Consider the following 21369-nt stretch of genomic DNA (forward strand, 5'->3'; position numbering starts at 1 on the left):
ATGCTGGCGTGCCAGGCCCGGAAAAATGCGTAATTTTTGTGCAGGCTTTCCGTATGGGCGCGGCTTGCGATGCTGCAATGCGGAAATGCGCGATGCGGTTCACGCGGCGTCCGCGCATGCGTGATGCGCGGACTTGCACGGACATGCATGCACGGACGCTGGGCGAGAACCGGGAAGACCGTCAGGGTTCGGCAAAAGGCAGGCTCTGCTGGCCATCCGCGCGCATGTCGAAGACGTTCAGCGTCATCGCGACGAGCGCGTAGTAGCCGAGCAGCGCCACCAGGTTGAGCGTCACCGGGTGGCCAAAGCGGGCGACCGTGGCGTCGAACGTCGCCGCGGATACGCGCTTCGTGTCGTAGAGTTCGGCGGCGAACCGGTAAATCAGCGCGTCGTCAGGATCGTCGAACGCCGGCGTCTCGCCGCAGCGAATCGCCTGCGCGAGCGCTTCCGGCACGCCGGCCTTGCGCGCGATCGGATAATGGATGAACCATTCGGCCTGCGCCTGCCAGCGGGCAGCCGTCACCAGAATCGCCAGTTCGGACAGCCGCAGCGGCAGACCGGTCTGATAGCGGCAAAATGCGCCGAGCCGCTGCGCATGCTGCGCGAGCGCGGGGCTGTGGATCCAGCCGAGAAACGGACCGTTCAGATTGCCGCGCGGACCGCTCAGAATCTCGTCGAGCACCGCTTTTTGCTCGGGGGTCGCGCTTGCGCGGTCGAAGGGGGGAAGGCGCGTCGTCATCGGAAACCGGTCCTCGCTGGGGAAAAAGGGCGCCGCGCTCAGGCCGCGGCACGATCGCGCGCCGTGTCAGCGCGCGGCGCGTGCCCCGGATGATACGAGCGCGGCGTCGATCGCGTCCGCGAGGCGGGCAACGATGCGCTCGATGTCCTGCGCCGTGCAGATGAACGGCGGCGCGAGCAGCACATGGTCGCCACGCCGGCCGTCGACGGTGCCGCCCATCGGATACACCATCAGCCCGCGCGCGAACGCTTCGCGCCGGATCGCCGCGTGCACCCGCAGCGCCGGGTCGAACGGCGTCCTGCTGCCGCGCTCCTGCACCAGTTCGACGCCGACGAACAGGCCGCGCCCGCGCACGTCGCCGACGTGCGGATGCGCCGCGTAGTGCGCATGCAGTTGCGCGCGCAACTGTTCGCCGCGCGCGCGCACGTTCTCCAGCAGCCCGTCCTCGGCAATCACGCGCTGGACCTCCAGTGCCGCCGCGCACGCGCTCGCATGCCCGATGTACGTATGGCCGTGCTGGAAAAAGCCCGAGCCGCCGACGATCGTCTCGTAGATGCGCGCGCTCGCGAGCGTCGCACCGATCGGCTGATAGCCCGCGCCGAGGCCCTTCGCGATGGTGAGCAGATCGGGCGCGATGCCGTCCTCCTCGCACGCGTACAGATAGCCGGTGCGCCCCATCCCGCACATGATTTCGTCGAGGATCAGCAGCACGCCGTAGCGGTCGCACACCGCGCGGATCTTGCGGAAATACGCGCGCACCGGCGGCACCGCGCCCGCCGTTGCGCCGACCACCGTCTCGGCGACGAACGCCGCGACCGTCTGCGGGCCGAGCGCGAGAATCGTCTGCTCCAGTTCGTCGGCAAGGCGCTGCGCAAACGCTTCCTCGTCCTCGCCCGGCCGCTGCTCGCGATACGCATAGCACGGGCTCACGTGATGCGCGTCGATCAGCAGCGGCAGGAACGGCTCGCGACGCCACGCATTGCCGCCGATCGCGAGCGCGCCGAGCGTATTGCCGTGATAGCTCTGGCGCCGCGCGATGAAATGGCGCCGCTGCGGCTCGCCCTTCTCGACGAAATACTGCCGCGCCAGCTTCAGCGCCGCCTCGATCGCCTCGGAGCCGCCGCTCACGAAGTACACGTGATCGAGCCCCGGCGGCGCGTGCTCGACCAGGTGCGCGGCGAGTTCCTCGGCCGCCTGCGTCGTGAAGAACGACGTATGCGCATACGGCAACTGCTCGACCTGCCGGCGGATCGCGTCGATGACGCGGCGGTGGCTGTGGCCGAGGCACGATACGGCCGCGCCGCCGGATGCGTCGATATAGCGCTTGCCTTGCGCATCGACGATCTCGATGCCGTCGCCGGCCACGGCGACCGGCAGGCTCTGGCGGGGAACACGGTGAAAGACGGCGCTCATGCGGGGCATCCTCGGGTGGGGCCAAACGGTCAGGAGGCGGCGCCGCGCGAGGCGGCCGCCGGAATGAAGGCGTCGAACGTGCAGTGCCCCTGCTGGTGCACCTGCAGGGCAACGCCGTCCGCCTCGATGCGAAACAGCGCGCTCGCAAGCGTGTTCTCGCCGTCCGGATCGAGCGGATCGTCGCGAAAGACCGGTAGCCCCTCGGGCGCGCGGTCGTACAGCACGCGCAACAGCGCGGCGCCGCTCACGGGCGCGCGCAGCGCGGGCAGCAGCGCATCCACGCGCGCCTGGCGGTCGCGCGAGGACGCGGTGACGATCTGCGCTTCGGCTTCGCTGCCGGCATGAACCAGATGGTTCGCGTGTCCCGCAAGCGACGTGACGGCCACGACGTCGCAGCGCCGCGCGCTCGCCTCGACGCTCAACAGGCGCGCATCGCCCGCGCTGCCGAGCGTGTGATGAAAACCGCCCGCGCGCGGCAGCGTGCGCAACAGCGTCAGCGCTTCGTCGAGCGAGGCGGCGTCGAGCACCGCGCGCGCGACGATCATCCGCGGCACGCCGACCGCGGGCTCGCGCAGGCGCAGGTTGTTGATCGCCTGGACGAGCCCCGCGCGATTCGCGGCGAACGTGTGGCCGGGCAGCGAGCCCGGATAGTAAAAGCTGACGAAACCCGGCTTGCCGGCCGGCTGCACGTCGACGATGAAGCAGCGCTCGCGCAGATACGGATCGCCGTCCTCGTTGTGCGCGATGAAGCGCGTGTGGCCGGACACGGCGGCGAGCGTCGTGCAGCCGTCCGGCGTGCGGTGCGCGAGCTCGCCGCGGCAATTCCACAGGAACACGTCGTCGACGGACCAGCCGAGGCCCGCGGCCATGCCGTCGAGCTCCACGACGAGCGCCGGACACTGCGCTTCGGCCGCCGCGCGCAGCGCGCGCACGTAAGGATGGCCGCGCCAGCGGCTCACCTCCCGCCAGGCCGCGCTTTGCGCGAGGTAGCCGGCCATCACGGGCCGCGCCAGCGCGCCGAGCTGGAAGCCGATATCGTCCGGCCGGCCCGTCACCCTCACCACATTCCACTGTTGCATCGCCGCACCCGCCTCGTTGCGGCGACGACCGCCTGCCCCTGCCGCGAGGAGCCGGCGGCGTCGCCTAATTTCAACATTCGGTAATCATACGAAAATTATAACAACATTTGTTGTTGCCATGGACGCGTGGATGCTTCCCGTGCATCGCGGACAGCTTCACTTCAGCAGGAAAACGGCGCGTCCATCAGGGCACGTAGGCGCCCTTCGCATGCAGCGCGCGCTCGGCGAGTTCGAGCTGTTCGAGCGCCTGCTGGCCCTCCAGCGCGAGCAGATGCGCGACCAGCGATTCCGCGAGCGCGGTCGCGGCGACCAGCGACGGGAAAAACGACGGGCTCTCGTGCGCGAAAATCAGCACCTTGTCGGCGTTCAGCGCGATCGGCGACACCGCACTGTCGGTGATCGCGACCAGCTTGCTGCCTTTTTCGAGCGCGGCTTCGGCGACGCGCGCCGCCTCGGCCGAATATGGCGCGAAGCTGACGACGACCGTCGCGCTGTCGCGTCCGATCGTGCGCAGCTGCATTTCGAGCGTGCCGGCCTCGCCGCCGAGCAGCGACACCGACGCGCGAAACAGCCGGTACCCGTAGACGAGCCCGAACGCGACCGGATAGCACGAGCGAAAACCCGCGACGTGCACATGCGCGGCCCGGCGCAGCAGGCGCGCGGCGTCGACGACGGTGCGCGCGTTGTGCGCGGCGGTCACGTCGAGATTGTGCCGTTGCGCGGCGAGCAGCTCGCGCGCGAGGGCGTCGCGCGCGCTCGTCCTGACGAGCGCGCGGGCGCGGCTCGCGAGCGGCTCGGGACGCGTGCGCACACGCGCGACGAACAGCCCGCGCAGTTCGTTCCAGCCCGGAAAACCCAGTTGCTGCGCCAGCCGCACGAGCGACGCGGGCTGCACCTGGGCCCGCTCGGCGACCTTGCGCATCGACAGCACCGCGACTTCGTCGGGATGGTCGAGCAGAAACGCCGCGCCCAGCTGGAACTGCGGGCTCAGTTCGGGAAAACGCGCGCGGATCAGGGCGGCGAGCTGGTCGAAGCTGTCGGGCATGCGGGCGTCCGGGTCTCGTGTGACGGCAGATGTTACCACCGGGCCTCCCGCCCGCCGACGCCCGCTCAGAGCAGGGCGACGACCCGCACGTCGCCCTGTTCGGCAGACGCCACGACCTTGCCCGCGACACGCCGGAACGTGATCGTCACGCTCGCGTCGCCGACCCGCAGATCGCCGAGTTCGAGCCAGTCGATGCCGTCGGGCAGCGCGGGCTGCGCGATCAGCACCTCGCGGTGCGCCGCATCGATGCTCACGCCGAGGCACGCTTCGAGCATCATGAACGGCGAGCCGGCGGCCCAGGCCTGCGGCAGGCATGCCACCGGATACGCGGTGGGCGGCTCGCCGCGGCGGCGCGGAAAGCCGCAGAACAGCTCGGGCAGGCGCATGTCGAAATTCACCGCCGCCTCGAACAGCGCCTGCAGCAGGTGCACCGCGGTCGCCTTGCCGCCGTAGCGCGCGGCGCCGCGCGCGCACAGCGCGTTGTCGTGCGGCCAGACCGAGCCGTTGTGATAGGCCATCGGATTGAAGCGCGCCTGGCCGGCCGCGAGCGTGCGCACGCCCCAGCCGGTGTGGAACAGCGCCGATTCGAGGCCGCGCACCACGGCCTCGCCGCGCTCGCGCGCCGGCAGCCCGAACGCGAGCAGATGGCCGGCATTCGACGCGAGCACGCGGCACAGTTCGCCGTGCCCGTCGAGCGCGATGCCGTAGAAGCCGGCCTCCTCCATCCAGTACTTTTCCTCGACGCAGCGCCGGATGCCCGCGGCGCGCTGCGTGTATGCCTGCGCGTCGCCGGTGAGGCCGCGCAGCGCCGCGAAGCGCGCCATCGTATCGAACGCGGCGCTCGCGTAGGCCTGCACCTCGACGAGCGCGATCGGCCCTTCCGGGAAGCGTCCGTCCGCATGGAACACCGAGTCGTGACTGTCCTTCCAGCCCTGGTTCGCGAGGCCCCCCGCCGACTCGCGCTGATAATCGAGCAGCCCGTAGCGATTGCGGTCGCATACGCCCGCGACCCACTGCGCGGCGCGCACGAGCGCGGGCCACAGTTCGTCGATCAGCGCGAGATCGTGGGTGCGCGCGACATACGCGCCGGCCAGCACGATGAACAGCGGCGTCGTATCGACCCCGCCGTAATAGAGCGCGAACGGCACCTCGCCGGTGGCCGCCATCTCGCTCTTGCGCATCTCGTGCATGATCTTGCCGACCGCCGCGTCGCGAAACGCCGAGTTCTCGCGCGCCTGATGCTCGGCGAGAAAGCGCAGCACGCCGCGCGCGAGTCCCGGCTGCAGCCACAGCGTCTGCAGCGCGGTGATCACCGCGTCGCGGCCGAACGGCGTGGAGAACCACGGAATCCCCGCATACGGGTACGGCCCGGTGTCGAGGTCGGTGGTCAGCAGCCCGAGGTCGGCGAGCGAGCGGTCGATCCATGCGTTGAACAGCGGGTTGCTCGAACGCACCCGCGCGCTGGCACGGCGCCGCTCGCGCATCACGAGGTGCGCATCGACGAGCGCGGCGCGCACCGCGGCGCGCCCGACGCGCGGCCGCGCCGCGTCGATCTGCGACAGATGCGCCTCGCTCACCGCGTGGGTCGCCGTCGCAACGGCCGCGTCCGCGCCGCCCTTGTGGGCGTCGACCTGCACCGAGACCGCCAGATAGATCGACACGCATGCCTGCGCGGGCAGTTGCACCGTGTAGTCGGCGCGATCGGCGAACAGCGTGTCGGGCGTCGGCGAAAACGCGATGCGCACGCGCCGCGCGACGTCGTCGAGCCCCACGTAGCCGAGCAGCACCTCGCCGTTCTCGACGCGCGCGGGCTCGATGCGCCCCTGGCGCTCGCGCTTCAGGCCACGCACCTCGAACATGTCGCGAAAGTCGCTCGCGAACGAGATCGACAGCGGCACGACCGCATCGCTCGTGCCGTAGTTCGTGAGCGCGATCGCCTCGTTGAGCACGGTGCCCGACAGCACGCGCACGCGCTCGACGTGGATCACGCCTTCGGGCGTGCTGTCGCCGCCGAGCGGCGGCAGCGGCCGGTTGGTCAGATGCGCGGTGAACGCCGCGTTGTCGCTGCTCACGCCGCCGGACAGCAGCGACGGCGCGCGCCCGCCGAAGGTGAGCCGCAGTTGCGACAGCACGCGCGTGTCGTTCACGAAGAGGCCGTCGTCGTGGCCCGTGATGTCGCCCAGCGCGTCGTTGACGATGAACGTGTCGCCCGATTTCAGCACCGACTGGTCCGTGCTCGCGACGCTCTCGCTTTCCGGCGCGATGAATGCGCCGTCCTGTTCGTGCTCGTGGTGATCCGCACCGCCTGAGTGCGAAATTCCGCCAAGGGCTTCGGCTTGCTGCATCAGTCACTCCTGTGCAAGGGGCTTCGTTCCGGTGGTGGAGCGCTCGGCCCACGCAACGACCTTAACACAGGCGCACGCGGGATTTGCACCCGCGCAGCCGGCACGTTCCATGCGGGCCGGCGTGCCGGGCGGCCTGCATCGGCGCCGCCCGGCGCATCGCTCAGCGCGCTCAGCGCTGCGCGATCGGCTTCGCCTCGCGCGGCGCCGCACCGATGAACAGCTGGCGCGGACGGCCGATCTTCTGCTCCGGATCCGCAATCATCTCGTTCCACTGCGCGATCCAACCCACCGTGCGCGCCATCGCGAAGATGCACGTGAACATCGCCGTCGGTATCCCCAGCGCCCGCTGCACGATCCCCGAATAAAAGTCCACGTTCGGGTACAGCTTGCGCGACACGAAGTACTCGTCCTCCAGCGCGATCTTCTCCAGCTGCATCGCCAGCTTGAACAGCGGGTCGTCGTGCAGCCCCAGCTCCTCCAGCACCTCGTGGCACGTCTCGCGCATCAGCTTCGCGCGCGGATCGTAGTTCTTGTACACCCGGTGACCGAAGCCCATCAGCTTCACCCCCGAGTTCTTGTCCTTCACCTGGCGGATGAACTCCGGAATCTTCTCCACCGAGCCGATCTCCTCCAGCATGTTCAGCGCCGCCTCGTTCGCCCCGCCGTGCGCCGGGCCCCACAGGCACGCAATGCCCGCCGCGATGCACGCAAACGGGTTCGCCCCCGACGAGCCCGCCAGCCGCACCGTCGAGGTCGACGCGTTCTGCTCGTGGTCCGCGTGCAGGATCAGGATGCGGTCCAGCGCCCGCACCAGCACGTCGTTCACCTCGTACTCCTCGCACGGGTTCGAGAACATCATGCGCATGAAGTTCGCGCTGTACGACAGATCGTTGCGCGGATACACGAACGGCTGTCCGATGCTGTACTTGTACGCCATCGCCACCAGCGTCGGCAGCTTCGCGATCATGCGGATCGCCGACACCTCCCGGTGATGCGGATTATTGATGTCCAGCGAGTCGTGGTAGAACGCCGACAGCGCTCCCACCGCCGCCACCAGGATCGCCATCGGATGCGCGTCGCGACGGAAACCCCGGAAGAAAAAGTGCATCTGCTCGTGCACCATCGTGTGCTTGGTCACCGTGTTCACGAATGCCGTCTTCTGCGCCTCGTCCGGCAACTCGCCATTCAGCAGCAGGTAGCACGTCTCCAGAAAGTCCGCGTTCTGCGCCAGATTGTCGATCGGATAGCCCCGGTACAGCAGCTCCCCCTTGTCCCCGTCGATGTACGTGATCGCCGAGTTGCACGCCGCCGTCGACATGAACCCCGGATCGTAGGTGAACTTGCCGGTCTGGCCGTACAGTTTGCGGATGTCGATCACATCCGGGCCCATCGTGCCCTTGTAGACCGGCAACTCGACGCTCAGGTCGCTATCGGAGAACTTCAGTGTGGCGTGGGTCTTCGAGACGTTCATCGGCGCTGTCCTTTTCGTGTTCATGGTGCGCGAATCGGGACGATCCGCACCCGGCCGGCGTGCAGATCGCACGCGGCCTGCGCGGTGCATTTTACGGTTGCGGGCCGCCCGGATTGGCGCTGCGCCACGCAACACAGCCTCTCCCGCTTTGCAACATTCGCACTGCGCCGCGACGCGGCCCGGCTGTAACGATTCGCGATATTTGCCAGCAAAATGAAAGGCGATGTCGTCCGCGCAACAATGTTTTTCCGCAGGTGTGCAGCGCAACACGAGCAGGTCTGCGATACTGGCGTACACGGCGCATTCCGGTATGAATCACCGGCACCCGAACATGAAGCGGTTTTTTTGCCCGCCCCCACACGACGGGCTTTTTTAATCGGCTTGACAGAACAGGAACAACAGATGAATGCCTCGCTCGAAACGCTGTTTCCGGATCACGACCATACCGAAGACAGCATCGTCACCGCGCTGAACCACCAGGACATCGTCGTGGCGCTCTCGTCGGCACTGAAGACGCAAAACGTCGCCGTGCTGCACATGCTGTATCCGCGTACGGACGCACGCACGCATCACAGCCTCGACGCGCTGGTCGCCAAGATGCACGGCCACGGTCTGCACGAGACGGCCAACCTGATCGCCAACGAAGCCCATTATCTGGTATTCAGGAACCCGGCCAAGGCGTGGCGCGCGTTCCAGGAGATCCGTAACGACTCGCTCGCGATCGGCGTGCATCTGTACTATCACGGCCTCGTCGGCGAGGCAGCGGAACACGCGCTCGACGCGGACGCGCATCGCAAGGCATAAGCGGGTGCACGCGGCCGCGCATGCCGCAAGGCGGCTACGCGGCACGCGCAACGGAACGGAGCAAGGGCACGGCGGCAACGGATCGTCCCGCACGCGGCGGCCATCCGCCGCGCGGTGGCGGCGCGGTGGTGGCGCGGCGCGCGAGAGGCGCTACCCGATCGCGAATGCGTCGACGAGCCCCGCCCGGGCGGCCACGCCCGCGCCGCGCACCGCACAGGTCAGCGGTTCGTCGGCCACGCGCACGTCGATTCCGAGTTCGGCGCGCAGCCGCCGGTCGAGGTTCGCCAGCAGCGCGCCGCCGCCGGTCAGCACGATCCCGTGATGTGCAATGTCGGTCACGAGCTCCGGCGGCGCCGCCTCGAGCGCGGACTTCACTGCGCTGCTCACGTGCCGCAGCGGTGCGTCGAGCGCATCGGCGATGTCGCGGTTGCTGATCTGCACGGTACGCGGCAGGCCGTCGTCGACGCTGCGCCCGGTCGCCGGCATCGATTCGGGCGGCACGTCGCGCAGCGCCGAACCGATCGTCTTCTTCACGTGCTCGGCGGTCTGCTCGCCGAGCACGACGCCGTACAGCCCACGAACATAGCTGACGATCGCCGCATCGAACTGGTCGCCGCCCACCCGGATCGAGCCGTTGTAGGCAAGCCCGCCGAGCGCGATCACGCCGACCTCGGTCGTGCCGCCGCCGATATCGACCACCATCGACCCGGTCGCCGCCGACACCGGCAAGCCCGCGCCGACCGCCGACGCAAGCGATTCGCCGATCAGACTCACCTTCCCCGCACCCGCGGCGCGCGCCGCCTCGCGGATCGCGCGGCGCTCGACCTCGGTGGCGCCCGCCGGCACGCAGATCGTAAACGCCGCGCGCCGGCCGAACCGCGCGCGCGGCCGCGCCATCGCCACGAACTGGCGGATCATCTGCTCGGCAGCGGAAAAGTTGGCGATCACGCCGTGCCGCATCGGCCGCACGGCCTCCACGTTGACCGGCGCGCGGCCGAGCAACTGCTTCGCCTCAAGGCCGACGGCCGCGATCGTGCGGGTCGGCGCTTCGGTCTGTTTCTGGAAACAGACCACCGACGGCTCGTTCAGCACGATGCCCCGGTCGTCCGTATAGATCAGCGTATTGGCCGTGCCCAGGTCGACCGCCACGTTGTCGCGCAGCAGGCTCCGGAACAATGGATGAGGCGGCTTCGAACTGGCCATGGGCAGGCTCTGCAAGTGTCGTGATCGCCCGGGTCGGGCGTGGCGATGCGGTCCCCGTTCGCCTCGTCCGCGCGGCTGGGACGCCCGCGCGGCGCGGCAATGTGTGCGGCGCGCGAGATTGTCGCGCGATTAAGCCGTTAACGGCACCTGCGCAGAAACCTTTAGAGCGGTTTCTCGCACCCAGAATATTTCCATTTATTTCGCGCTCGGCCCGGTGCCCAGTGCGCGGACGAGTGCATCGCGCCCGAGCGTCACGCCCTCGTTCGAGATCGTATGGCCGACGCCCGGCAGCGCGAATGCGCCGACCGCAAAACCCGCGTCGCTGAACGCATGAGCCGCGCGTTCGAGCTCGTGAACCGGAATCACCGGATCGTCGACGCCGTGAATCAGCGTGAGCGGCGTGCGCGGCCGCGCGCTGACCGGCGACGCGAGCCGCCCCGAATACGCGAGCACGGCGGCTGCCGCGTCGGCACAGGTCGCCGCGTGGTGCAGCGCCATGATCGCGCCTTGCGAGAAGCCGACCATCGCAAGCCGGTCGAAAGGAAGCGCGAGGCGCGCGCATTCCGCGTCCAGCATCCGCCGCAGCGCCGGATAGGCGGCGACGACGCGGGCACTGCGGTTCGCCTCCGTCACGTGCTGCAGGCTGAACCACTGGCGGCCGCCAAAACCGCCGTCGAACGGCTCGCTGCCGTCGAGCGACGCGAACGCGACGTCAGGCAGCGTCGCGCGCCATTGATCGGCAATCGGCAGCAGGTCCTGCGCATCGCTGCCCACCCCGTGCAGCAGCACCACCAGCGCACGCGCCGGCGTTTCAGCCGGTGCGCAGCGCCAGCCGTGTTCGAATCGTTCCCAGCTCATCGCCATGTCCCTCCCCGGGGCGCTGCGCGACGCGCGCGGACCGCGGCTGCGGTCCGCGCGGCGCGTAGCGGTGCGGCACAGCCGCGAGGATACGCCAGCGGGACGCGTTGTGCCGCGCCGGCGCTGTGCGGCCCGGCCGGGTCGGGCACGCGTGCGGCGCCGCGCGTGCAAACCGGAGCCCGCACGGCTTCACCCCTCGTCGTCTTCGAGCCGCAGCTTCGCTGCCGGCACGCCGGTGCGCGCGCCCCAGTAATAGATGACGAGCGCGATCGCCGCCACGGCGACCGAGTCCCACGGGTCTTTCAGCACGCCGATCCCGCCGAAGCTGCCGAGCGAGGACATCACGATGATGGCCGCATAGAACGCGACCAGCCACAGCGCCGCGCGCACCTGCTCGCGCAGGCTCAGATGCGCGGTGGGCACCCAGCGGCGACACAGCAGATAGACGACGAACATCGCGAGCTGCAAGCCGAGCAGCCAGGACACCGTGTGCCAGCCGGACCAGTAGACGATCAGCGCGGCGACCACGAACGATGCCGGCCCCGTCAGCGCGAACGCGCTCGCGCGAAACGGCCGCGGCAGATCCGGCGCGCTGCGGCGCAGTGCGGCGACCGACACCGGCGCGACCGCATAGCTGAGCACCAGCGCCGCCGACACCGTATCGATCAGCGCATCCCATGACGGAAACGGCAGCGTCCAGAACACCGCGAGCCCGAACGTGAGCCACAGCCCCGCGCGCGGAATACCCGACGCCTCGTCGATGCGGGTGAACACGCGGAAGAACGTGCCGGTCTTCGCCCATCCATACACGACGCGCGGCGTCGCGTTCATATAGATGTTGCCGCAACCGCTGGGCGAGATCATCGCGTCGGCGACGACCATGTAGGCGAGCCAGCCGACGCCGAGCGCGAGCGCGATGTCGCGGTACGGCAGCGAAAACGCATGCGCGACCCCCTGCCAGCCGCCCGCGAGCGTCGCTGACGGAATGCCGCCGACAAACGCGAGTTGCAGCAGCACGTAGATCAGCGTCGACAGCAGGATCGACAGGATCAGCGCGACCGGAATCGTGCGCTGCGGGTGGCGCACTTCGCTCGCGACCGACACGATCGGCGTGAGCCCGAGATACGCGAAGATCACGCCGCCCGCCGACACCGCCATCTCGATGCCGCGCGCGCCGAACGGCGCGAAGCCGTGCAGCGTGAGGTTGGCGGGCTTGAAGAACGTCATCAGCACGACGATCACCGACAGCGGCACGACGAACTTGAACACGCTGATCACGTTGTTCGCTTTCGCGAAGGTCTTCACGCTCGAATAGTTCAGGTAGAAGAACACGCCCAGCAACGCGGTCTGCACGCACCAGCCGGCGGCGGTGGGCGCACCCGAGCGGCCGGCGCTCAGCCCCGGAAACCAGGCGGCCGCGTACTGGCGCGCGGCGACCACCTCGATTGCAATCAGGCTGGAAAACGCGATCAGCGTGATGAAACCCATCAGGTAGCCGAGCAGCGGCCCGTGCGAGAACACCGGGTAGCGCACGACGCCGCCGGCGCGCGGCAGCGCCGCGCCCAGCTCGCAATAGACGATGCCGAGCAGCAGCACCGCGACGCCGCCGAACAGCCACGAGAAGATGCCGGCCGGCCCGGCGATCGCCGCGACATGCGTGGCGGCGAACAGCCAGCCCGATCCGAAGATCGCGCCGAGGCCGATGAACGTCAGGTCCGCGAGCGAAAGCTGGCGTCTGAAGCGGCCGTGTCCCGTGTCGGCGCGCGCGGCATGCGCAAGCGGCGTGGAAGGCTGCGCGGGGGCGGTATCCTGCATGAACGTGTCTCCTGTCTGGTTGTGTCGGGTGAGGACAAGTATCCCCATCCGCGGCGCTGCGCGGCTTGAGCGGTTTCCCCTCGCGAGGCGGCGAAATCGGCACAGACACAGGCGCATGCACGGAAGCAGACGCAGACTCAGGCACATGCCGTCGCGCCGGCACGTTTCAGCGTTTCTCATTAAGATACCTGCGACATGCCGTGCCGCCGCGCCGGACACCCACGCGGCTGCCGGGACCGTGACAGTCCCGCGCCCCCGACCTCTCGCAGGAATGCCTTTGCAAAACCAGGCCCCACCTCCACCGCCGCTGCAAGGCGGCACGCTCGTCCTCGCCACCTTCGCGGTCGCGCTCGCGACGTTCATGAACGTGCTCGACACGTCGATTGCGAACGTTGCGATCCCAACCATCTCCGGCAACCTCGGCGTGTCGGTCGACGAAGGCACGTGGGTCGTCACCGTGTTCGGCGCGGCCAACGCGGTGTCGATTCCGCTGACCGGCTGGCTCACGCAGCGCATTGGCCAGGTGCGGCTGTTCGTCGGCGCGATCCTGCTGTTCGTGCTGTCGTCGTGGCTGTGCGGGATCGCGCCGTCGCTGCCGATGCTGCTGTTCGCGCGCGTCGTGCAGGGCGCGGTCGCGGGTCCGCTGATTCCGCTGTCGCAGGCGATCCTGCTCGGCTCCTATCCGAAGGAGCGCGCGTCGAGCGCGCTCGCGCTGTGGGCGATGACCGCGACCGTCGGCCCGATCGCGGGCCCGGCGCTCGGCGGCTGGATCACCGACAGCTACAGCTGGTCGTGGATCTTCTACATCAACATTCCGGTCGGCCTGTTCGCCGCGAGCGTCACGTGGATGATCTACCGGCAGCGCGAAACGCCCACCCGCAAGCCGCCGATCGACGTCGTCGGACTCGGCCTGCTGATCTGCTGGGTCGCGTCGCTGCAGGTGCTGCTCGACAAGGGCAAGGACCTCGACTGGTTCGGCTCGCCGCTGATCGTCGCGCTGGCGGTGGTCGCGTCGGTGAGCTTTGCGTTCTTCCTCATCTGGGAACTCACCGACGCGCATCCGATCGTCGATCTGCGTCTGTTCGCGCAGCGCAACTTCCTCGGCGGCACGATCGCGATCTCGGTCGCCTACGGGGTGTTCTTCGGCAATCTGGTGCTGCTGCCGCAATGGATGCAGGAGTATCTCGGCTACCGTTCGCTCGACGCCGGGCTCGTCACCGCGCCGCTCGGCATATTCGCGGTGATCCTCGCGCCGGTGATGGGGCGCGTGCTGCCGCGCTCGGACGCGCGCGTGATCTCGACGCTCGCGTTCATCGGCTTTGCGATCGTGTTCTACATGCGCTCGAAGTACGTGATCCAGATCGATACCTGGCATCTGGTGCTGCCCACGCTGCTGCAGGGCATCCCGATGGCGCTGTTCTTCGTGCCGCTCACCGCGATCATCCTCGCGGGCCAGCCGCCGCAGAAGATTCCGGCGGCCGCCGGCCTGTCGAACTTCGTACGCGTGTTCTGCGGCGCGGTGGGCACCTCGATTGCGGGCACCGAATGGAACAACCGGACTGTGCTGCATCATGCGCGCCTCACCGAGCGCGCGAGCGTCGACAATCCGCTGTTCAACCAGCAGATCGACACGACCCGCACGCTGCTGCATCTGGATACGCGCTCCGCGCACGCGCTGTTCGACGCCACCGTGAACTCGCAGGCCGCGATGATGGGCCTGAACGACATCTTCTACGTATCCGCGATCATTTTCATTCTGATCATTCCGCTCATCTGGATCACGCGGCCGGGTCACGGCGGCGGCGGACCGGGTGCGTCGGGCGCGCACTAGCCGCGCCGCACGCGCGGCCGGGGGCCGGGGCCTGTTGCCGATGTCGGGTGCCGATGCCGGGTGCCGATGCCGGGTGCCGGTGCCGGGTGCCCGTTGCCGTTGCCGATGCCGGGTACCGGGTACCGGGTACCGGAGGCCCGGTGCCAGTGCCGGTATAGGAGCGGGTGCCTGGGACCCGCCCCGGCATCGCGCGCCGCCACGGCGCCCATGCCGTACAATGCGTGCCCGCCCCCGTTTGCGCACGCCCATGGACTACCCCGGCATCCTCGAACAGATCCGCGACGATCTGCAACCGTATCTCGGCACCGGCCGCGTCGCCGACTATATTCCCGAGCTCGCGAAGGTCCCCGCCGAGCGCTTCGGCATGGCGATCGTCACGACGCGCGGCGAGGTGTTCCGCACCGGCGACGCGGACACGCGCTTTTCGATCCAGAGCATCTCGAAGCTGTTCGCCTGCACGATGGCGTTTCGCCTGCTGGGCGACGCGCTATGGGAGCGGGTCGGCCGCGAGCCGTCGGGCACGGCGTTCAATTCGCTGGTGCAGCTCGAAGCGGAACACGGCAAACCGCGCAATCCGTTCATCAATGCGGGCGCGCTGGTCGTCACGGACGTGCTGTGCCGCCGCTTCGTGCGCGCGGAGACGGCGCTCGTCGAATTCATGCGGCGCCTGACCGGCGCGCCGGACATCGACTATGACCTGCGTGTCGCGCAATCCGAGTTGCAGCATGCGCACCGCAACCAGGCGATGGCCCACTTCATGGCCAGCTTCGGCAACATGGACATGCCCGCGGACGTCGTGGTCGACGCGTACTGCCGCCAGTGCGCGATCTCGATGAGCTGCGTCGAACTCGCCCGCGCCGCACTGTTTCTCGCGAACGGCGGTGTCGCGCCCGCCAGCGGCGAGCGCGTGCTGGACGCCAGTTCGGCCAAGCGGCTCTCCGCGCTCATGCTGACCTGCGGCACGTATGACGCCGCGGGCGACTTCGTCTACCGCGTGGGCTTGCCCGCGAAGAGCGGCGTGGGCGGCGGCATCGTGGCCGTGCTGCCCGGGGAGTTCGCGGTATGCGTGTGGTCGCCGGGACTCGATGCAAACGGCAACTCGCTGGCCGGCGTACAGGCCCTGGAGCGGTTGACCACGCTGAGCGGACGGTCGATCTTCTGAAGACCGGGACCGCATGCGGGCGGGCAGCCGCCCGCATCGCTCGCGGCCCGCACGGCGCAGCCGACGTTTCGCAGGCGTTCGGCGCGCGAGCACGCTACGCCGCGGCGATCAGGTCTTGCCGGCCGCGAGCGATGCCCGATAGGCATTCAGCTGCGGCAGCAAAAGCGCGCGCCGCTCGAGACTGTCGCGCGACCAGTACTGTTCGCGATCGTAATACGCCGGCACGGCCGGCGCGCCCTCCGGCAGCACCACCCAAGGCTGCTTCGACGCGGTAAAGATGTGGATGTCGGGCGGCAGCCGGTCCGGATCGTCCAGCGTCCCGACACGGATGAACGTGAGCAGCGGGCCGGCCCCCGCATAGTGACTCCAGATCGCAACCGAGCAGTGCGGACAGCGCGCGATCCGCTGGCCGCGTCCGCTCTCGGACGGCGTGTCGACCCACTTCGGCGCGCCGGCCGTCAGTTCGACCCGGTCGCTCTCGACCATCGCATTGAGCGCAAACGCCGCGCCGCTCTCGCGCTGGCACCAGCGGCAATGGCAGCAATGCACGACCAGCGGCGCACCCAGCAGGCGATAGCGAAGGGTGCGGCAGTCGCAGCCGCCTTCAACGGGATATACAGCGTCGTGATTCACCGGAAACGCCTCCTGCCGATCCGCAGCGGACCTGATGACGTTGACGTCGACGGCGAGCCCGTCTCCCGTTCGTTCAGCGCCGTTTCGGCACGCCATTATGGCGTTGGCGGACGGGGTGCTTCAAGCGCGGTGTCGTCGCGTGCGGCCCCGCGCGAGGCCGGTTTCGCCTGCCCACGCCCGCGCGGGGCCGGGCCGTGGCGCCGCGCGAACGCATCTAGTAATTGACATAGACCGTCACGGTATCGGAATAGCTGTCGGGAGTGTAATTGGCGCTCGGCGCAGTGGCGTACACCGTCAGCGATTCGGCCAGACCGTTGCCGCTGCCGGCTTTCCCGTTGCCCGCGGTCGTCGACGTGGCCGTGTTGCCCCAGGGGGTTCCGCCCGGGCCTGGCGTCGAACTGAGCTGATACGGCACCCCGTCGGTATTGCCGCTGCGTGCGCCTTTCATGACGCCGGCGCCCGCCGTATTGCCGTTGGACGGTGCGAGGCCGACGAAATACGGCGTGCCGCTGGTGCAGGTCACACCGAGCGTGTTGCTGGCGGTGGTGTTCACGGCCGTCGACGCCACCGTGCCGAGATTGACGCTGCCCGCCGTCACGATACAGACCTTCTGCACGGTTGCGGAGGCAACGAACGAGGCACTTCCGGCATTGAGCGCGTGGGGACCGCTCGTGCAGGCGTTGGGCGGCGTGCCCGTGTTGATGCTGTAGGAACCGCTCACGGTGGCGGAAAGCGTGCTGTTGTAGGTGCCGGCCACGGCGCCCGTCTGTCCGGCCGGCAACTGTGCATAGAACGGCGTTTGCCCGGTCACCGTGGTCGACAGGATCAGGCCGGCCGGAATGGCAACGGAGATGCTCAGCGGCAAGGGTGTCGAGGGTGTCGCCGTGGAGCCCCAGATCTGGCTGTTCGCCGCATTCGCATAAAGCTGGTATTGCAGGGTATTGCCGCCGCTCGCGAGCAGGCGCGGATTGGCCTGGCTCCCCCCGGTGCCGGCATTCAGGTTCACGCACATGACGATGTTGGCCTCGGGCGACAGCAGGAGCCCGAGAACCCCGGTGCTGGTGCAGGACCAGTTGATCGACCCGCTGACGTTGACCGTACCGCTCGTCAGATCGACCGTGCCGAACTGGACATTGCCGATCGTCGGATTCGCACAGCTGACGGACTGGGCCTGCGCCGCAAGCGGCAGGCCCAGCACGCCGGTCAGCAGCGTCAGGACGAGCAGCAGCATGCGCCGGCCGCAGCGGCTCATGATGAAGCGTCCTGCCGGCATACAAGCGGACCGATCGAGGGAATGGTCGGGCCATCGCTGCGGTAATCGAAACGTGCCCGGCATGATCCTGAAGGTGTCCGAACGATCAGCGTGTTGTGCTCATTCAGCGTATCCAGATAGACCGTGCCGTCGAAGCCGACCATCGCACCGCGGTCGGCCTGGTGTTCGATCGTCACGCGGCTGCCGACGGGCAGCGGCTGACCGCTGGCATCGTGCAGGACGACCGAGGCCGCGCGTACCGGCGTCACGCCGAAGCGCACCCATGTTCCGGCGCGGTCCGCGGGCGTCGCGAGCGCCTTTACGCGGTCGATCCTGACGTTTGCGGGAAGATCCATCGGGTCGATGCTGAGCCGGTTGTTCTGGTACGCGTTCAGCGGCGACACCAGCAGCAGGCCGCGGCTGTCGGTGGTCCCCACCAGGTTGTTCTCAAGCTTCACGGGCACGTGAGCCATGCCGTCGGTGGAGACGACGGCAAACCCCGTATTGATCTGCCGGGCCGCGAACACATCGCCGCCCATCCACACCAGCGCGCCGGTGGCGCCGACATAACCGTAGCGGGCCGGACCGGTCGCGTCGACGCCCGCCTGCACCTGGGCGTCACGCCCCAGATAGTCGAGTTCCGCTTGCCCGCCGCGCTGGTCATCGCCCGCGCGCACGGCCGCGCGCCAGCCGAAACCGCCTTCGCTGGGCGGCGACTGGCTTGCGTCGACGACGAATGCCGTCCCGTTCCCGGTGTGTTCCGCGCTGCTGCTCACCGTGATGTTGCGTTCCAGAGCGAACGTGCCCACGAGGAATACGCTTCGGCCGCCCGCGCCGCCGATGTCCTGGTTGAAGCTGAGGCTGAGCGACAGCGCCCGCCCGACCGAGCCGGACCAGTATGCGCTGAGCAGCCGCGCAGCCTCCTGCCGCGGGTAGCGCAGCTGGACGTAGCCGGCGCCGAAACTGCCCAGGTGCCGGGTGCTGTACCCCGCCGACGCCTGCGCGCTGACGCGCGGCGGCGGGGGCCCGTAGAGCGTCGCGACGTCGCTGTAAAGGCCGCGCGTGCGGATGCCGCTGACGCTGACACTGACACGCTCGTTACGCCAGCTATAGCCCAGGCCGTACAGGGTGCCGCCGTGGCCGGCATACGCGCTCTGCGCAACCGATGCGGACACCACCCCGCCGGCGCTGCCCAGCAGCCACGTCGCGCCCCCGCCGCCGTTAATCAGCCGCGCGGTGCCCTCGGCGTGCCCTTCGAGCGTCAGACAGTTGCTGACGCCGTAACGCCATGTCCCGCTGACAAGCGGATCGTGCCCGTAGCTGAACGAGGTCAACCCATAGTTTTCGCGCACCACGCCCAGTTCTGCCGACCAGTCGGAGAGCCCCGGCGCCAGCAGCCGCTGTTCGTCGTAGAGCGAGAAATTCAGGGTGGACGCGCGGCCGAGCGCATCGGTCAGGACCACCTGCGCGCGGCCCGCCCCGCTGACGCTGGGAATCGCATTGAGCTGGAACGGCCCCGCCGGCACTTTCCCGCTGTATTGCTGCACGCCGTCGATGAACAGTTGCACGTTCGACGGCAGCGTGGCCGAACCGAAGAACGCCGGCAGCGGCGCCGTCACGCGATACGGCTGCAGCGAGAAATTGGTGCCGAGCTGAACGCCCGCCATACGGGTGGCGCGCGACCACGACAGCGCATCGGTCAGCGTGTCGCCGAGCCTCAGCGTCAGCATGCGCTCGGGAAACGAGGTGCTCCAGCTGGTATCCAGACGCACGGCATGGTCCTGCCAGCCGGCACCGTTGTTGCGGATCGCCTCGGAAAGCGCCGTGGAACTCCATACGCCGCCGCTGTCGAACGCGCGCAGTTCCGTGAATGCGCTCAAAGCGGTGCCCTGCAGCCCCTCGGTACCGAAGAGCGCGTAGTTCAGCAGGACGCCGGGTGACGCGGTCGCGCCTGGGCGGCGGTTGTCGGGCGCATTGAGCACCGTGGTGTCGAGCCGGAGCATGCTGAGCGGTGCGTCGATGACCACGGCCTGATGGCGCGCGTCATAGTGCACCTGCACCTCGTTCAGGCTCGCCAGCCGCAGTGGATCGGCCGTGTCCGCAGGCAACGCGAAACCGAGTTCATGCAAGGTGGCGGCACTCGCCCAAAGCTCGCCGTCGCGATAGCCGAAATGCGCGAGACCATGCGCAGCGCCGTTGACCGTCGTGTCGAGATACAGGTCGCTGCCGCCGAGCCGGCTCACGCTGTCGTTGCTGGCATTGCTGTCGTTGCTGGCATTGCTGTCGCGGCTGTCGACGAGGTACGCCGCCGCGGCGGCGGGTCCAGTCGGCACAGCATGATCAGCGGCGTGAGCAACGGACACAAACAGACTCTGCAGCAGGAAGGCTTTAGAAAGAACGTGTGGCCGGCGACAGGTTTTGCGTGGCCTTCGCACCATTCACCATTGCCTCAAGAGTGCCGCCATCGGTCAGGAACGCGGCAGACGGTTTCAGCATCCAGCGCATGGTTGCGCCCGGCAAGACATAGCCGAGCAGGCCGGATGCGATGATGGCACGGTGCCCCGCCGCATCGACGTAGCTCAGGCTCGCCAGTTGGGCATGGCCGTCACCGTGATTGCTCACCTGCAGCCACGCATGATCGGCGTCGCGCACCAGGTTCCATTCGAGTTTTGGCGCAATGGCCGCCACCCCCACGGGCCTGACGAAGACCGGCACCGAGTAATGCAGGACGAACTGCAACCCCGGCTTGCCCTGCGAGTCGACCGGCAATTCGTCGATCGACAGGCGGTAGGCGTCTTCGACTGCGCCGGCGCCAACCGGTGGCGCTCCCACACGGATGACCCGCACCAGTTGGCGATCCCCCGCCTCCAGTTGCAGCATCGGCGGACTGATGACGAGGCCGCGCGACTCGCTGAGCTGATCGCCCTGCCGGTCCTGAGTCCAGTGGTAGACGCGCACCTGGGCGTGCAGCGGGGTGTCGCCGGTATTGCTCAGCCACAACCCGTCCGCGTTTTGCGAGGGCTCGAGCGTGACGCTGGTGGGCGCGACCTGCAAACCGCTTGCTGCAGCATGACCGCCCCATGCCAGCACGCTGCCGAGCAACGCGCTGCACAGCGTGTGCCGCGACCGGGGGAATCTCATCGCGGCGCTCAGAAATTGACGTTGACGGTCACCGTATCGGCATAGCTATCCGGCGTGAAGTTGGCGCTTGCGGCTGTCGCGTAGACCGTCAGCGTCTGCGCGAGCCCCGTGCCCGTGCCGCCGACCCCGTTGCCCACCGCGGTCGATGTCGCTGTATTGCCCCACGGCGTGCCCGAGGGGCCGGGCGTCGAACTCAACTGATAGGGCACCTTGTCGGTGTTGCCGGCCAGCGCGTCGGCCGTGCTCATGGCGCCACTGCCTGTGGTGGTGCCGCCATTGGCCGCCGACGGCGCGAGACCGATGTAATAAGGCGTGGTTTTGGAACAGGTGACACTGATCGTGTTGCTGCCCGTGGTGTTCACCGCCGTAGCGCTCACGGTGCCGAGGTTGATGTTCGACGCGGCGCCCGCCGTGACCGAGCACTCGTCCTGAATCTTTATCAGCACCTGAAAGGTGGCGGTGGCGAGACCGGCGGCATGGGCCGGCGGCATCAGGCTGGCGGAAGCGAGCAAGGCGAAAGCAAGCGGGGTTTTATTGAGCGGCATGACCATATATTCCAATGCGATAGACTGAACGGC

17 protein-coding genes are annotated in these 21369 nt (G+C 68.6%); 3 read left to right on the forward strand and 14 right to left on the reverse strand.

What is annotated here, in order from left to right:
- Positions 1-181: 181 nt before the first annotated feature.
- The 6 genes from AC3AP7_RS25050 to gltA form a co-directional block, all read right to left on the reverse strand.
- A complete protein-coding gene (locus tag AC3AP7_RS25050; protein WP_487362997.1) occupies positions 182-739 on the reverse strand; it encodes a carboxymuconolactone decarboxylase family protein in 558 nt (185 codons plus the stop codon).
- A 66-nt stretch (positions 740-805) separates the two neighbouring features.
- Entirely contained in the window at positions 806-2152 is a 1347-nt protein-coding gene (locus AC3AP7_RS25055) for an aspartate aminotransferase family protein (protein WP_487362998.1), read from the reverse strand.
- 29 nt (positions 2153-2181) lie between these two features.
- Entirely contained in the window at positions 2182-3231 is a 1050-nt protein-coding gene (locus tag AC3AP7_RS25060) for a C45 family autoproteolytic acyltransferase/hydrolase (protein ID WP_487362999.1), read from the reverse strand.
- Positions 3232-3415: 184 nt separating this feature from the next.
- Positions 3416-4276, reverse strand: a complete 861-nt coding sequence (locus AC3AP7_RS25065) for a MurR/RpiR family transcriptional regulator (protein WP_487363000.1) — start codon at positions 4274-4276, stop codon at positions 3416-3418.
- Positions 4277-4341: 65 nt separating this feature from the next.
- A complete protein-coding gene (locus AC3AP7_RS25070; protein ID WP_487363001.1) occupies positions 4342-6621 on the reverse strand; it encodes an amylo-alpha-1,6-glucosidase in 2280 nt (759 codons plus the stop codon).
- 169 nt (positions 6622-6790) lie between these two features.
- Positions 6791-8092 carry a citrate synthase gene (gene gltA / locus AC3AP7_RS25075; protein ID WP_487363002.1) on the reverse strand — a complete coding sequence of 434 codons (1302 nt, stop codon included), beginning with the start codon at positions 8090-8092 and terminating at the stop codon, positions 6791-6793.
- Positions 8093-8494: 402 nt separating this feature from the next.
- Between gltA and AC3AP7_RS25080 the strand changes: the two genes are divergently transcribed.
- Positions 8495-8896 carry a hypothetical protein gene (locus AC3AP7_RS25080; RefSeq protein WP_487363003.1) on the forward strand — a complete coding sequence of 134 codons (402 nt, stop codon included), beginning with the start codon at positions 8495-8497 and terminating at the stop codon, positions 8894-8896.
- A gap of 150 nt (positions 8897-9046) precedes the next feature.
- Here AC3AP7_RS25080 and mreB read toward each other — a convergent pair whose 3' ends face one another.
- The 3 genes from mreB to AC3AP7_RS25095 all read right to left on the reverse strand — a co-directional run bounded on the left by mreB (position 9047) and on the right by AC3AP7_RS25095 (position 12772).
- Positions 9047-10099, reverse strand: a complete 1053-nt coding sequence (gene mreB, locus AC3AP7_RS25085; protein WP_487363004.1) for a rod shape-determining protein MreB — start codon at positions 10097-10099, stop codon at positions 9047-9049.
- A 195-nt stretch (positions 10100-10294) separates the two neighbouring features.
- Entirely contained in the window at positions 10295-10957 is a 663-nt protein-coding gene (locus AC3AP7_RS25090; protein ID WP_487363005.1) for an alpha/beta hydrolase, read from the reverse strand.
- 189 nt (positions 10958-11146) lie between these two features.
- Positions 11147-12772, reverse strand: a complete 1626-nt coding sequence (locus AC3AP7_RS25095; RefSeq protein ID WP_487363006.1) for an APC family permease — start codon at positions 12770-12772, stop codon at positions 11147-11149.
- A 271-nt stretch (positions 12773-13043) separates the two neighbouring features.
- Here AC3AP7_RS25095 and AC3AP7_RS25100 point away from each other — a divergent pair, with 271 nt between their 5' ends.
- Together AC3AP7_RS25100 and AC3AP7_RS25105 are read left to right on the forward strand one after the other, a co-directional pair.
- Positions 13044-14603: a DHA2 family efflux MFS transporter permease subunit gene (locus AC3AP7_RS25100; RefSeq protein WP_487363007.1), complete on the forward strand. Its 1560-nt coding sequence runs from the start codon at positions 13044-13046 to the stop codon at positions 14601-14603.
- A 247-nt stretch (positions 14604-14850) separates the two neighbouring features.
- A complete protein-coding gene (locus tag AC3AP7_RS25105) occupies positions 14851-15765 on the forward strand; it encodes a glutaminase (RefSeq protein ID WP_487363008.1) in 915 nt (304 codons plus the stop codon).
- 108 nt (positions 15766-15873) lie between these two features.
- Here AC3AP7_RS25105 and AC3AP7_RS25110 read toward each other — a convergent pair whose 3' ends face one another.
- The 5 genes from AC3AP7_RS25110 to AC3AP7_RS25130 all read right to left on the reverse strand — a co-directional run bounded on the left by AC3AP7_RS25110 (position 15874) and on the right by AC3AP7_RS25130 (position 21336).
- On the reverse strand, positions 15874-16398 hold the full coding sequence (locus AC3AP7_RS25110) for a GFA family protein (RefSeq protein WP_487363009.1): 525 nt from the start codon (positions 16396-16398) through the stop codon (positions 15874-15876).
- A gap of 214 nt (positions 16399-16612) precedes the next feature.
- Entirely contained in the window at positions 16613-17650 is a 1038-nt protein-coding gene (locus tag AC3AP7_RS25115; RefSeq protein ID WP_487363010.1) for a Csu type fimbrial protein, read from the reverse strand.
- Entirely contained in the window at positions 17647-19983 is a 2337-nt protein-coding gene (locus AC3AP7_RS25120) for a fimbria/pilus outer membrane usher protein (protein ID WP_487363011.1), read from the reverse strand. The genes AC3AP7_RS25115 and AC3AP7_RS25120 overlap by 4 nt, the downstream gene beginning before the upstream one ends.
- Positions 19984-20038: 55 nt before the next feature.
- Positions 20039-20791, reverse strand: coding sequence for a fimbrial biogenesis chaperone (locus AC3AP7_RS25125; protein ID WP_487363012.1), 753 nt, complete (start codon positions 20789-20791; stop codon positions 20039-20041).
- An 8-nt stretch (positions 20792-20799) separates the two neighbouring features.
- Positions 20800-21336, reverse strand: coding sequence for a spore coat protein U domain-containing protein (locus AC3AP7_RS25130; protein WP_488324827.1), 537 nt, complete (start codon positions 21334-21336; stop codon positions 20800-20802).
- Positions 21337-21369 lie beyond the last annotated feature (33 nt).

It is taken from the genome of Paraburkholderia sp. PAMB 6770 (assembly GCF_057748135.1).